The organism is Sphingobacteriales bacterium, from assembly GCA_016706405.1.
Classification (GTDB): domain Bacteria; phylum Bacteroidota; class Bacteroidia; order Chitinophagales; family UBA2359; genus BJ6.
Window position 1 is genome coordinate 1084367 of the sequence record JADJJT010000001.1, and the last position, 13512, is coordinate 1097878.

Annotated in this window: 11 protein-coding genes; 4 read left to right on the forward strand and 7 right to left on the reverse strand. The window is 39.2% G+C overall.

The window, feature by feature from the left end:
- From IPI59_04145 to IPI59_04160, 4 genes are all read right to left on the reverse strand, one after another.
- Positions 1-987, reverse strand: coding sequence for a polysaccharide deacetylase family protein (locus IPI59_04145; protein ID MBK7526744.1), 987 nt, complete (start codon positions 985-987; stop codon positions 1-3).
- 76 nt (positions 988-1063) lie between these two features.
- A complete protein-coding gene (locus tag IPI59_04150; GenBank protein ID MBK7526745.1) occupies positions 1064-1615 on the reverse strand; it encodes a carboxymuconolactone decarboxylase family protein in 552 nt (183 codons plus the stop codon).
- Positions 1616-1670: 55 nt separating this feature from the next.
- Positions 1671-2156 (reverse strand): hypothetical protein, encoded by a 486-nt coding sequence (locus tag IPI59_04155; protein ID MBK7526746.1) that lies wholly within the window; start codon positions 2154-2156, stop codon positions 1671-1673.
- Entirely contained in the window at positions 2140-2682 is a 543-nt protein-coding gene (locus IPI59_04160; protein ID MBK7526747.1) for a hypothetical protein, read from the reverse strand. The genes IPI59_04155 and IPI59_04160 overlap by 17 nt, the downstream gene beginning before the upstream one ends.
- A gap of 336 nt (positions 2683-3018) precedes the next feature.
- Here IPI59_04160 and IPI59_04165 point away from each other — a divergent pair, with 336 nt between their 5' ends.
- The 3 genes from IPI59_04165 to IPI59_04175 all read left to right on the forward strand — a co-directional run bounded on the left by IPI59_04165 (position 3019) and on the right by IPI59_04175 (position 7162).
- Positions 3019-5730, forward strand: coding sequence for a hypothetical protein (locus IPI59_04165; protein ID MBK7526748.1), 2712 nt, complete (start codon positions 3019-3021; stop codon positions 5728-5730).
- A 322-nt stretch (positions 5731-6052) separates the two neighbouring features.
- Positions 6053-6556 carry a DinB family protein gene (locus IPI59_04170; protein MBK7526749.1) on the forward strand — a complete coding sequence of 168 codons (504 nt, stop codon included), beginning with the start codon at positions 6053-6055 and terminating at the stop codon, positions 6554-6556.
- A 90-nt stretch (positions 6557-6646) separates the two neighbouring features.
- Positions 6647-7162, forward strand: a complete 516-nt coding sequence (locus IPI59_04175) for an acyl-CoA thioesterase (protein MBK7526750.1) — start codon at positions 6647-6649, stop codon at positions 7160-7162.
- Between the two features lie 38 nt (positions 7163-7200).
- Here the strand turns inward: IPI59_04175 and IPI59_04180 are convergent, their stop codons facing one another.
- The 3 genes from IPI59_04180 to rpsA all read right to left on the reverse strand — a co-directional run bounded on the left by IPI59_04180 (position 7201) and on the right by rpsA (position 12292).
- Positions 7201-8982: an ABC transporter ATP-binding protein gene (locus IPI59_04180; protein MBK7526751.1), complete on the reverse strand. Its 1782-nt coding sequence runs from the start codon at positions 8980-8982 to the stop codon at positions 7201-7203.
- A 220-nt stretch (positions 8983-9202) separates the two neighbouring features.
- Entirely contained in the window at positions 9203-9907 is a 705-nt protein-coding gene (locus IPI59_04185; GenBank protein MBK7526752.1) for an ABC transporter ATP-binding protein, read from the reverse strand.
- 471 nt (positions 9908-10378) lie between these two features.
- A complete protein-coding gene (gene rpsA, locus IPI59_04190) occupies positions 10379-12292 on the reverse strand; it encodes a 30S ribosomal protein S1 (protein MBK7526753.1) in 1914 nt (637 codons plus the stop codon).
- A gap of 129 nt (positions 12293-12421) precedes the next feature.
- Between rpsA and IPI59_04195 the strand changes: the two genes are divergently transcribed.
- Positions 12422-13297: a hypothetical protein gene (locus IPI59_04195; GenBank protein ID MBK7526754.1), complete on the forward strand. Its 876-nt coding sequence runs from the start codon at positions 12422-12424 to the stop codon at positions 13295-13297.
- The last annotated feature ends 215 nt before the right edge of the window (positions 13298-13512 follow it).

Below are 13512 nucleotides of genomic sequence, written 5' to 3' on the forward strand. Positions count from 1 at the left end.
TTAGGCAATTTCTTTTCGGGATGCTTGGGCTATTGCCTGCATCGTATTATTTTGAAAATTATATTTTTGTTGCAAAACCTTATAGTGGTGCAAAATTTTTCGCAAAAAGTTTATATTTTGCTTTAAGTTTTGCCCAAAATTATGTGGGTGCCACCATAAATGGTATGTTTTTTGGTTTTTAGCAGCATAGGTCATGGCATTTGTTATGCGGCGCAGCCTTAGCGGGTCAAAAAAAGCCAAATTAGGTGAATAGGGGCGCAAAAATCGCGAGGCTGGTATATTTAGTATTTCCCCCTGATTTATAGTGAGCTGTGAAGCATGATGTCCGGAAATATTAAAATAGGCATCCAAAAGCCTGAATCCCCGCCTTAACCAAGTTTCGTTGCTATAAGCACGAGGAGCGTAAAGCCAACTGCTTTCGTTACCCCTAAATGACCTAAAGCCAAGTTGTTGGGCGATTTTAAGGTAGTCGGGGCTATACTGGTTGCGCGGAAAAACCAGCGAATATAATTTTATGCCATGTAGAGCGGCAATTTTTTTGGCAGCCAGCAAATCGGCTTCAAACTGAGCAAGGGTTTGCCCAGCTTCGAGGGTATAAAAATGGCTAAAAGTGTGCGAGGCAATTTCGTGCTGTGGGTATTGCTGCAAAAGCTGTATTAGCGAGGCTGCGTAATGGTAGGGGTCGGCGTTTTCGGTTTGCCCTATTTGCATTAGGTGAGGGTAGGGATTAAACACTTCATTGGTATAAGTGGGCTGTTGGGCAGGTAAATTGGATAACAAGTCTGATTTGTCTCTGAAGAACAAAAACCCAACCGTAGCAAACGTTGCACAAATGCCAAACTCATCAAAAATGGCTAATAATTGAGGTATTGCCTGCCGAACGCCTAAAATATTATTGCCATATTGTTGTAGGGTTGTTACGTCTCGCACACCCCAAAACAACTCAAAATCGAGCGAGATTACAAACTGACCATAATTTAATTGCATCGTGCAAGCGAACTGCTAAATTTGAGGTAACAAATGAAGTTTTTTTAATTTGCCAAAATCCGGATATGAGAAGGTATCACTTGTATAAATCAAATTGTAAATACCCTTCGTTGGCGCGTCGTTCGGCATTGTTTACATAAAATTGCCTGTTGGGGTTTGCCGTTGTTTGTAACCCATCGACATAGCGGTTACACATGCAAAAAAATGCTGCTATTAATACCGTATCGTGAATTTGGCTGTCGGTAGCACCGCAATTTTTGGCTTCGGCAATTTGGGCTGCTGTTACAAATTTACCTCCTTTTTGTACGCTGGCGGCAATTTGCAGAAGTGCCTTTAATTTATTAGATATTGGCATTTCGGTGTAATTGGCTTTAATGCCATCAATAAAATCTATGGCGCACCGAAGGTAGTGTTGGGCTATTGCACCATGTACATTTTGGCAAAAAAAGCACTCATTTAAATACGATACAAAAGCACCTATCAATTCGCGTTCGCCGTTGGTAAAATTAGGGTCGTTTGGGCGCAGCAAAGCCTCGGCCATCTGATTAATAGGCAAGGCAGTTTGAGGGCTAAAGGCCATTAAACTTCGAATGCCGTTTAGGGTTTCGTTGAGTGGTATATGAGGCATTTGTTGGCTAAATTAAGGCAAAACTAAAGGTGAATTTACTACTTAACTGATAATTTTAGCGCTTTACCCGTACTGTTTGGGTTTTTAGCATATTACTTTTATGACCTTTCCGGTCGGTAATATACACTTCAAAAAACACATCTTCGTAGGGGGCATTGCCTAATACAAACAGGTTTTTAAGCACAATATCTAATTGTCCGGCAATAAACAAATTAGTGCCAGGTGGCGACAAAGGTTTTAAATGGTAGCCATCGGCAATTTGTAGGCGGCTGTCTTTTACGATAATACTAACCGAGTCGGGGTTTTGGGTGCCAAGGTCGCCATCGCCGTCTTGGTAGTTGATGTAGATATGTACTTTTTCTTCAAACTGAGTTAGTTCTAACGGGCTAATACTATCGTAAACAATAACAGGTATGGCCGACTGTTCGGGGGCTTCTTTGGTACAGGCTGCCCAGTTTAGTAAGAGGCCAACGATTCCGGCAATATACAAATATCCGGAGAATAAATTGCGTTGCTTATGCTGTTTAGTTATTTTTTGCACCACTATCAATCCATTTTTTAATCATATCAATATAATAGGTTTTATTATTTTCCCAATCGCTGTCGTTTGCTAATAAGGGCATACGTTGCGAGCCGTCAGAAAGTTCGTTTTGAAGGCGATAAAACAACATACTTTCGGCAGATTTACCGGCCATTATGCGTTTGGTTATGTCGGGTTTATTTACATCGTTTTTTACTAATCCATGCCCTACGGTAGTATGATAAGCGCTGTTTATGGTTCGAAAATCGGGTTCAAAAGTACCGTCGTGGCAGCCACTATTGGCACAAGTGGGGGCAAAAATGTGTTGATGCAACCACGCCAAGCTTGCTTCGGGCGGAATTTTAGTGGTTACGGTATCGGTAGTATCGGGTTGTTCGTTAAGGTTGGGGTTATTATAAGGGTTAGTGGGCGGGTCGAATTCTTTCTTGCAGCTATTCAACAGCAAAAAGACAAACAAACTAATAATAAGCCAACTATACCAAAACAAGGCAGAAAATTGGCTGCGGCGCGATGGAAATGTAGGCATCTTAATATAAAAAAAGTTTATTTAGTGGACAAAATAGTAATCATGGCATAAAAAAGGGGGGCATAAATTGTAAAAGCGACCAGTTTTACTTTATGTTAATAGCAAAGATACAGTATTTTATAAAACTTAAAACCCGGCTAAGTTTTTTTATTTCTCTTTGTTAGAAAAATATATTATGTAAATTTGACCTTAAAATTAATTTTTAATTTTTTAGGTCCAATTAGCGGTTAAAATTTGCTTGCATTTTCTTTAAATTTAGTTATTAATTAAGAGAAGGACTAATTAATTTTACTTCTTGTAATTATATTATAAACCTGCATCAACAAAGCTTTCACTATGCGTAATTTTTATTTTCTTTACGTTCAACTTTTATTGGCGTGTTTGTGTAGCTGGCACTCGTTACACGCGCAACTTACTATTACCGCCACTAACAACACCTATGCCATACCTGGTGGTGTTTCATCACATACAAATAGCCATCATTATACGCTTGAATATCCGGGGTTGGTAAGACCGCATAAATATTTTGTAAATTTTGGCAATGGGCAATATAAAATGGGGTTGTTTAGTTTAAACCCTGAATGGCCAACCACTATTAACCATAATTATACTGCGGCAGGAACTTACCGCGCAACGGGCACTATAAAACCCATTTACAGCGACGACGAAAGTAGCGGAAAACATGCCTCCGTTGAAATGGACATTCCCGATGGTGGTGCTTTGCTAACTACCGCCGCAATCAGTCCGGAAACTATGGCAACAATGGGCAATGAATCGGTGCGCCTTAACTCGTTTATTGATTTGGTGCCAAACGACACCGTCATATACATTATTAATTATAAAACTTGTAAAACAGGTGGCAATTTAGATGCTACTTTTTGTACACTTTATTTTGATGCCAACGTGTTAAATTTTATAAGAGATGAAACTTATAACGGCGAAACCGCAAGCAACGGTGCACCAGATCCGGAATTAGGAACACCTCGTACATATACTATTCCGGATGCTCTGTCAAATAACCCCCGAACCATCATTGCCTATTTCAAAATAAAAGCCAGTACACCACTCAACAAAACTGTTTTCACTCATTTACAAGGAGATGTAAACTTGAATTGCAACACTAATTTCCAAAGTATCAGGCATACTGTAAAAGGCTCGCACGACCCCAATACCAAAATTGCCCTAACCCCCGTTATTTGCAAAACTACCGATACAAAGGTACATTACCGAATTGAATTTGAAAATTTTGGCAATTTGCCTGTCGAAGATATAACCATTACAGACGAATTAACAAGCTGGTTTAACCCAAGTAGTGTTGTTGTTGAAGACTATAAATTTTTTGTTGATGAAATAAATATTGACGTGTTTAATAGTAAAATAAATTTTAATATTAATGATATTTCTTTGCGCGGGGCAGGCGAACCCGGATTTGGTCGTTCATTTAGTTCCGAAGATACTCGTGGATGGGTTGATTTCTCGGTTGAATACAACTCTACTTTGCCCAATTGTGTGCAAATACCTAACCAAGCTAAAATTATATTTGCCGACCACCGGCCAATTAAAACCCCTGTATCGTTAGTCGAAGTGCAAAATAAAAATTGTAGCACTTGTACTGGTACCGGCGGTACTTTAATTTTACCCGAATCATACTCGATAGAGGAAGGAGAAAATATAGTTTTAGAACCAGAATATACTGTTTACAACAAGTTCAAATGGTATCCGGAAACCGGTTTATCTGACCCAAATATAGATAAACCCACCGCACAACCCACCGAAACCACCACCTACACACTTATTGCCTACAAGTCAGGGGTGCCCTCGGCAATAGCCCAAACTACTGTTTTTGTAAACACCTGCGAAAAAGGCAAATCGGTGTTAATAACCATTGATACGACAGACGGCACACTTTGCCATGATAGTAATGACGGGTGGATAAAATTACAAGCGTCGGGTAGCTTAACCAAAGGTTATACGTGGTATTGGGAGGGTAATGACAAGAAACAGTTTACAACCTCTGGCCTAAAAAACGAGATTTTTAATACTTATACCGCACATCCCGGATGGAATACAATATGGGTAAAAAACGAAGAGGGTTGCACCGATACCGTAGATATTTTTATTCCACAGCGGCAGCCGATTACTATTAATTTTGACTACGATGCCTGTAAAGAAAAAATAACTGCTTTGCCCTCGGGCGGTGCCGGAACACCATATACTTTTGAATGGAGCAACCTAAAAACCACGCAAACTATTACCAAGGTGTCGCCGTCTAACAGTACCTATAGCGTTACTGTTACCGACCCGTATGGCTGCACAAATTCGGCAAACTTTACCCCTAAAGCAGCCTACATTAACATAAGGGCATTTTTACAAGGTGCTTACAACGACAAAAGCACTAATAATAACAATAGTGCCCAAATGAACACCAAATTACAGCAGTCAAAACTAATTCCTCTTTACCAGCCTTTTGATGCAACTCCTTGGAGCTACAATGGCAACGAATCGTTTACGCTTGGGTATGTGCCTTACGATGTAGTAGATTGGGTTTTGGTAGAAATATACGACAAAACAAATTTAAAACTGAAAGCCCAAAAAGCGGCAACACTTTTAAGCAATGGCAGCATCCGGATGGCCGACCAATACCCGGATTTTCCAAATCAAAAAATATTTTCGTTCGACTCAAACAAAATTGATCCTTGCGAAACCTACTATGTAGTACTTAGGTTTAGAAACCATTTAGCGGTAGCCAGCAGTATTCCTTTAACACTTGGGCCTTTGCAATTACACGATTTTACTGCCGAAAATGCAGCACTTGGCAGCAACCAAACCGTAAAATTAACCGAAAATTTATGGGGCTTGTTAGCAGGCGACATGAACGCCGATGGGGTAATTACCGTTGCCGATTTTAATATTTACAAACCCGAATCGTCAAAAATTAAGCTCTATCTTCGTTCAGATTTGAATTTAGATGGAAATGTTACCGTTGCAGATTTTAATTTCTACAAAGCAAACAGTAGCAAAATTGGGCACCCGTTAATTAAATATTAGTTTTATCCGGATGCTAAAAACCACTGCTCTTTTCTTTCATGTAATAATGTACTACAAGCAGCAAAAAGTGGTAATTTTGCCCACCGATTTTTTGCGTTTTTCATTTTTTAACTTAGAAGTTTTTTTAAAATTAGTTTATTGAATTGGTTTAGAGTTATATATTATTGAAGCAATTGCCAAACTAAGTCGTCAATAAATCTGTTTTACCTTCTTGTAGCCTATTATTTTTCTCAATAGTTTCTTAGTACGAAGTGTTTAAAACTGCCACACCTTTTAATTTTTAAACAAGTTCATTTCAAACAAAGCAAATAAATATCAAAGTATGTATAAAAGTATTGCCAATTTTGCCGATAGCTGGGCATTTGAACAAAAAGCCACAATGCAAGTATTGCAAAATCTAACTAACGAAACCCTTACCTTAAAGCCCAACGAAAACATCCGGACAATTAAAGATTTAGCTTGGCATATAGCCCTTACCCCCTTAGATATCCTTGCCGAAATGGGTACCCCCAATATCCTATCCGAAGGATATACCCCACCCCAGGAAACTACCGTGCAAGAAATTTTAGATGGTTACAACACACGCGCTCAGGCAACCCTCGAGGCCGTTAAAACCAACTACACTGATGCCGACCTTAACCGAAAAATTAACATGTACGGCGAGGAATGGACGATTGGACAAACCCTAAACATGATGATTATGCACCAAACACATCATCGCGGACAATTAACCGTAATAATGCGTTTACATGGTTTAAAAGTTACAGGTGTTTATGGCCCCGCCAAAGAAGAATGGGCTGCAATGAATATGGAAGCAATGCAATAATTGTACCTACAAATTAATTTATATTTTTATACTAGCGCAACCTAACTGCCTATCGCTAAATATCTTAAAGAAGAAACGATAAAAATTCTAATGCAAAATAGCAAAACTCCACGCGAGTCGGAAACCATAATGACCGAAATAGTGCTGCCCAACGATACTAATGCTTTGCACAATTTAATGGGTGGAAATTTAATGAAATGGATGGACGTTGCAACCGCCGTTACTGCCCGCCGTCATGCCAACTGTGTATGCGTAACTGTATCGGTGGACAATGTTTCGTTTGACAGCCCTGTAAAAATAGGCGAGGTTGTTACCCTTCGTGCTAAAGTTACCCGCGCTTTTAACACCTCTGTTGAGGTGTACGTTGAGGTATTTGCCGAAGGTATTGATGCATCAAGGCGGCGCAAATGTAATGTTGCTTATTTTACTTTTGTTGGCATTGACGAGTGGGGCAATAAACTATCAATGCCAGCCGTTAGGCCCGAAACAGACCTTGAAAGAAAAGAGTATGAAGATGCCTTAGCCCGCCGTGAGTTTAGGTTGGTGGTGTGTGGCAAAATGAAAGTTCAAGAGTCAGAGGCTGTGAAAAAATTATTTTCATCGTAATTACACCTCTGATTCCCTACTATTAGCCAACTAATTAATTAGATGGTTTCTAATAATTCTTCAAATTCGGGGGGTATTTCGTTGTTTTGGGTTGCGGCAAACTGTGTTTCGTACAGTTTTTTGTAATGGCCATTGGGTATTTGAAGTAAAGATTCGTGGGTGCCAATTTCGGAAATTTTTCCTTTGTTTAGCACCATAATTTGATGTGCTTTTTGTATCGTGGACAAGCGGTGGGCAATAACAATAGCCGTCCGGTTAGTTACTAATTTTTCGACTGCATATTGTACCATTTGTTCGGTTTCAGTATCAATATTAGCGGTAGCCTCGTCTAAAATTAAAATGCGGGGGTTGTAAAGTAGTGCCCTTATAAACGAAATTAACTGCCGCTGCCCCATTGAAAGGGTGGCACCCCGCTCCATTACGTTATAATGATAGCCATTTGGAAGTTTTACAATAAATTGATGCGCACCCACTAATTTTGCCGCCTCAATAACAGCTTGTTCGCTAATATCCGGATTTCGGAGGGTAATATTTTCAAGCACTGTTCCGGTAAATAAAAAAACATCTTGCAATACTAAACCAATATTGCGCCGCAGCGAGTGTAAATTGTACTGCTCAATGGGTTGGCCGTCAATACTAATTACGCCTTGCTGAATATCGTAAAAACGGGTTAAAATATTAATGATACTCGATTTTCCGGCACCAGTTGCCCCAACTATCGCTAAGGTTTTTCCGGATTCTAAATGAAAACTAACGCCACGCAAGACCATATTTTCCTCATCATATGCAAACCAAACATCTTTAAAATCAATATCACCTTTAATATTTTGTGCTGATACCATCCCTTGATTCCGGATGGTTTCACGGCGATCTAACAAATCAAAAACACGTTCGCTGGCAACCAAACCCATTTGAAGCGTATTAAACTTATCGGCCAACATGCGAAGCGGTCTAAAAAGCATGTTTAAATACATAATGAAGGCAATTAAAACACCCAAACTAACTTTATTGGCCAGTACAGAATTAGCACCGTACCAAACCAATAAACCCATAGATGCCGCCAAAATAATTTCGAGAATAGGAAAAAATACCGAAAAATACCAAATCGAGGCAATATTTGCCTTAGTATGGCTTTGGTTAATGGCTTTAAATTTGTCCATTTCGCGTTTTTCGGCGGCAAACACCTGCACAACCGACATACCCGATATATGCTCTTGTAAAAAAGCGTTCATTTGAGCTACCTGGTTGCGCACCTCTTGAAATGCACCCTTAATGCGTTCTTTAAAGATATAAGTACTGTATAAAATTAGCGGAAAAGGTATTAAACAAACCAATGTTAATTGCCAATCGGTATAAAACATAATACTAATAATAGTAATAAGTGTTAAAATATCGGCAATAATGGTAATAAGTCCCTGCGAAAAAACCTCGTTAATAGCTTCTACATCGCCAATTGACCGCGTAACTGAGGTGCCAACGGGTGTATTATCAAAATAGCGCAGTCTAAAATTTGTAATATGCTGAAAAACCTTTATGCGCAAATCTTTAATTATAGACTGGCCTAAAAAACTGGTTAAATACGAAAAAAAATAGCGGCATACCGTTTCAGAAACTAAAAGTGCAAGCAATGCCAGAGCCATAACCTGCAAGCCTTGCCAATTGCCCGGAAGCATATAATCGTCAACTGCTTTTTGCACCAACATAGGGCGCAAAGGGCCTAAAACTGCCAATACCAAAGCCAAAAAAGTGCAGCCAAAAAATAGTTTTTTGTAAGGTTTAGCTAATTGTAATACTCTTTTTGTTAAGGTCCAATTAAGCATTTTGTGGATGGCAACTAAAAGTTTATCATAAAGCCAACTATTGGTTTTACCATTTTGGGGTGGTTGTTTTTTATCAAACAACTTTGTATTATTGCTGCTGTTGGTTAGTGGCATGTTAATGAATTCTGTTTTGCAAATAGAAAAACAAAAGGCAAAGGTAGTATTTTATTGCCTAAACTTTGCTTTGAACAGACTGTGCTTTTTGCTGACAAGGTCAAGCTTAAACCTGCGCATTAGCTAATTTTATTTGGGTGTTAATTTCATCGCGCTCAACTATGCCATCGCGCACACGCACAATGCGATGCGCGTGTAAGGCTACATCTTCTTCGTGCGTAACCAAAATAATGGTATTACCTTGCGTATGGATGCGGCCAAATATTTCCATAATTTCGTAACTGGTTTTGGTGTCTAAATTACCAGTTGGTTCATCAGCTAAAATAATGGAGGGGTTATTTACTAAAGCGCGGGCAATAGCTACCCTTTGTCGTTGCCCCCCCGACAGTTCATTTGGTCGGTGGTCGGTGCGGTCGCCCAAGCCTACCAAGTCGAGGGTGGCAATGGCTTGGCGTTTGCGTTCGGCGCGGCCAACTGCGGCATATACTAAAGGCAAAGCTACGTTTTCCCAGGCGGTAAGGCGTGGCAATAAATTAAACGTTTGAAAAACAAAGCCAATTTCTTTATTGCGCACTTCGGCCAACTCATTGTCGCCCATTTGGGCTACCTCCTGGCCGTTTAAAATATAGCTGCCTGTTGTTGGTGTATCCAAACAACCCAATATATTCATTAACGTTGATTTTCCCGACCCCGACGGCCCCATTAAAGCAACATACTCGTTGCGGGCAATTTGTAAGGTAATACCATTAAGCGCCTTAATAACTACAGGCCCCAATTTAAAATGTTTAGTAATGCCTTGTAATTCAATGATGGTATTTACTGGTTGGGTGGCTGACATAATAGATATAAAAACGTGAACTAAGCGCAAAGATACAATATACCGCCAATAAACCTTCTCAAATGAACAAAAGTTCCGGATGAAGTGTTTGGCTGGCTTGTTTGATTTTGAATACATTTAACAAAACAGCAAGTTCGTAACCATTTATTTTATTCGATTTCAAATTTAACTTTAGTTTTCCCTTCATTTTCTTTCCGGATTTAGGGTATGGCAAAAGCAAAAAATTAAATTGCCGAATTAAGAAAAAACAAAAAAGCGATTGCACTTTAATCTTAAGAATTAAGTACAATCGCTTAAATGGTTTTGTTTGATTTTTCTGTCCTTCCGGAAAAAATCCGGAAAAAGAGACGTGCTAAAATAAATCATACGCCCTAAACCAAACAAAAGAGTCTTCAACTAACAAAAAGATAGTAGTCCCTATTTTTTATTAATTCAAGGAATTATTTACGCTTCTTTTATTTCTTCATTTTCTTTGCCTTTATCATCTTCGTTTAATTCGGCAGCCTCCGTTTCAGGTTCAGTTTCATTGTCGCTGTCGTCCATTTTAGATTTTAACTCTGCCAAGACATCAAGGTCACCAAGGGTAGTTTTGCTGCTTTTAGCCTCTTGGTTTAATTTTTCAATATTAGCTTGTGTTTCGGCTTCGGCTTGTTGATTAGCAGCACGTTGAGCATCATCGGCGGCTGTTTTTTGGTCGTATTCATAATCGGAATGCGATACGACAATACGTTTTTCGTTGCGGTCAAATTCAATTACCTTAAAAGTAAGGGTATCTTCAATTTGTGCAGTTGTGCCATCGGCTTTCCGGAGGTGTTTAATGGGGGCAAATGCCTCAATTCCATAAGGCAGCGATACAATTGCGCCTTTGTCGTCGCGGCGAATGATGGTGCCTTCGTGGAGCGAGCCTTCCGGAAATATTGTGGCAAAAGTATCCCACGGGTCTTCTTCAACTTGTTTATGTCCAAGTGATAGTTTACGGGCTTCTTTATCAATAGAAAGTACTACTACTTCTAATTTTTCGCCAATTTTGGTAAACTCCGATGGGTGGTTAAAACGTTTTGTCCACGAAATATCTGAAATATGTACCATGCCGCCAATACCTTCGGCCAATTCTATGAATATGCCATAAGGGGTAATATTTTTTACTTCGCCGGTAAAGCGGCTACCAGCTGGAAAGCGCTCTTCGATGTTTTCCCATGGGTCGGAAAGTAATTGTTTAATACTCAACGACATTTTTTTCTCGTTGCGGTCAAGGGTAACAATTTTGGCTTCGTGTGTGTCGCCCACTTTAAAGTAGTCGCGCGGGTTAATTGGTTGGTTTGACCAGCTTACCTCCGAGATATGAATCAAGCCCTCAACGCCGGGGGTAATTTCTAAAAATGCGCCATAGTCTTCAATATTTACGATGCGGCCGGTAACGGTACTATTTTCAACAATTTCTTCGCCTAACACATCCCATGGGTGTGGCGTTAATTGTTTTAGGCCTAACGAAATGCGTTTTTTCAAGTCGTCAAAATCGGTAACAACAACATTAATTTTTTGGTTAATTTGTAACACATCACTTGGGTGGGTAATACGTCCCCACGATATATCGGTAATGTATAACAAGCCATCTACGCCACCTAAGTCAATAAAGGCACCAAAGTCGGTAATGTTTTTAACCGTACCTTCAAGTACCTGGCCACGCTCAAGTTGTGCAATAATTTGCTGGCGTTGTTCTTCAAGGTCGCTTTCAATAAGGGCTTTGTGTGATACAACGGCATTTTTAATGTTCTCGTTAATTTTTACCACTTTAAACTCCATGCGTTTGCCCACGTATTGGTCGTAGTCAAGTACGGGTTTAACGTCAATTTGCGAGCCGGGTAAAAATGTTTCGAGTCCAAAAACGTCAACAATTAAGCCACCTTTAGTTTTGCTAATTATTTGTCCGGTAACAATTTGGTCAATTTTGTGTGCATTTACAATAGCCTCCCATGCACGAAGCAGGCGGGCATTACGGCGCGAAAGTACTAATTGACCATTGCGGTCTTCTTTGCGCATAACATAAACCTCAATCTCGGTGCCGGGTTTAATTTCGGCCATGTCCCTAAACTCGGTTTTGGGTATTAAGCCATCCGATTTAAAACCTACATCAACTACTACGTCCGAGTCTGTAACAGACACAATAGTAGCTGCTATGATTTCGTTTTCTCCGATTTGTTTAAAAGTGCTATCGTAATACGATGCTAACTCTTTGCGCTCCTCTTCGGAGTAAGATTTACGGGCGCGCTTGTCCAACGACCAATCAAAATCGTCGTGGGGGTGTTGATTTGTTGCATGCGCCTCGTCAGCCCCATGCAATAAGTTGTTGTTTTCTATCAAAACAACTAATTTTTTTAATGGTTAAACAATAAGATTTAATATTTTTGCCAAAAGGCGGGCAAAGGTACAAAAAAAAAGCCTTTTATTAGCCTTTTTTTTAGTTTTTTATTTAGTTTCGCGGCAACTATGTCACATTTTTTAATTCAACTTCTTAGTTTTTTAGTTCGGTATTATATTTGGATTGCAATTTGTGCTGTCAGCATGTTGTACCGAACTTTATTATTATTGGATTTGCCTTTTTCAGGATGCTTGGGCTTAACTGTTTTTAGCAGTACTGTTGTAGGTTATTATGGCTGGCAAATGTTTGGTTTGTACCGGATTGCTGCCGCAGCTAAACAAGATAAGCAAGTGGTAAAACTGCCAAATCATTTGCTTTATCATGTTGTTTGGTTTGGTTTAAATGTGGTGATTGTTGTTATTTGCTTTCTCTTTTGCCTAAGCGCGTGGGCGCAGTTTTGCTTGTTATTTTCCGGATGTTTAGTGGCGTTGTATGTAGTTCCGGTAATAAAATCAAAAAATTTACGGCAAATAACAGGTCTTAAAATACTAATTATAGCTATGGTTTGGGTCTTAGCAACGGTTGTTTTACCGGTCGTACAAATTGGCGCGCCCGATTGGGCTAATTATACAGGTGTTTTGGGGTGGATACTTGCCGAAAGGTTCGTTTTTTTAATCTTACTTTGCCTGCCCTTCGACTGGCGTGACGTAGCAGTCGACCAAAAGGCAAATATAAAAACATGGCCAAGGTTATTAGGGTTAGAGAAGACAAAGTATCTATTTTTTACATTAGTATCATTGCAATGTGTATTAAATATTGTTATTTATTATTTGTTTTTACAGCAAATAAATTTAGTACTAATAACAATAATATTGCCAATTTTATTGATATTTTTAGCTACAAAGGCTTTTAAATATCCACAAAATTCGATTTTATTTATTTTTTTAGACGGTATGATGGTCGTACAAACTTTATTATTAATTGTGGTGGGTAAATACTTATAAAGAGTTAGGACTACAAGAGAGGTTTCCTTACCAAACATGCCTAAAGTTTTTTGGTGTAAATTAATTTTACCCAGCTAATTCCTATATAATAAAAAACAACTTTTTTGCAAGCCAAATATTAGGCAATGGTGGCACTTAAATATTTGCTGCTTGTGATTAAACGGAAGATGGAATAAAAAATCCGGACAAAACATTAATTGCACGTGTTTTATCCG

Bases quoted from the DNA above. Each gene is read 5' to 3' on its own strand.
- IPI59_04145 (MBK7526744.1), bottom strand. From the start codon at position 987: ATGCAATTAAATTATGGTCAGTTTGTAATCTCGCTCGATTTTGAGTTG.
- IPI59_04150 (MBK7526745.1), bottom strand. From the start codon at position 1,615: ATGCCTCATATACCACTCAACGAAACCCTAAACGGCATTCGAAGTTTA.
- IPI59_04160 (MBK7526747.1), bottom strand. From the start codon at position 2,682: ATGCCTACATTTCCATCGCGCCGCAGCCAATTTTCTGCCTTGTTTTGG.
- IPI59_04165 (MBK7526748.1), top strand. From the start codon at position 3,019: ATGCGTAATTTTTATTTTCTTTACGTTCAACTTTTATTGGCGTGTTTG.
- IPI59_04170 (MBK7526749.1), top strand. From the start codon at position 6,053: ATGTATAAAAGTATTGCCAATTTTGCCGATAGCTGGGCATTTGAACAA.
- IPI59_04175 (MBK7526750.1), top strand. From the start codon at position 6,647: ATGCAAAATAGCAAAACTCCACGCGAGTCGGAAACCATAATGACCGAA.
- IPI59_04180 (MBK7526751.1), bottom strand. From the start codon at position 8,982: ATGCTTAATTGGACCTTAACAAAAAGAGTATTACAATTAGCTAAACCT.
- IPI59_04195 (MBK7526754.1), top strand. From the start codon at position 12,422: ATGTCACATTTTTTAATTCAACTTCTTAGTTTTTTAGTTCGGTATTAT.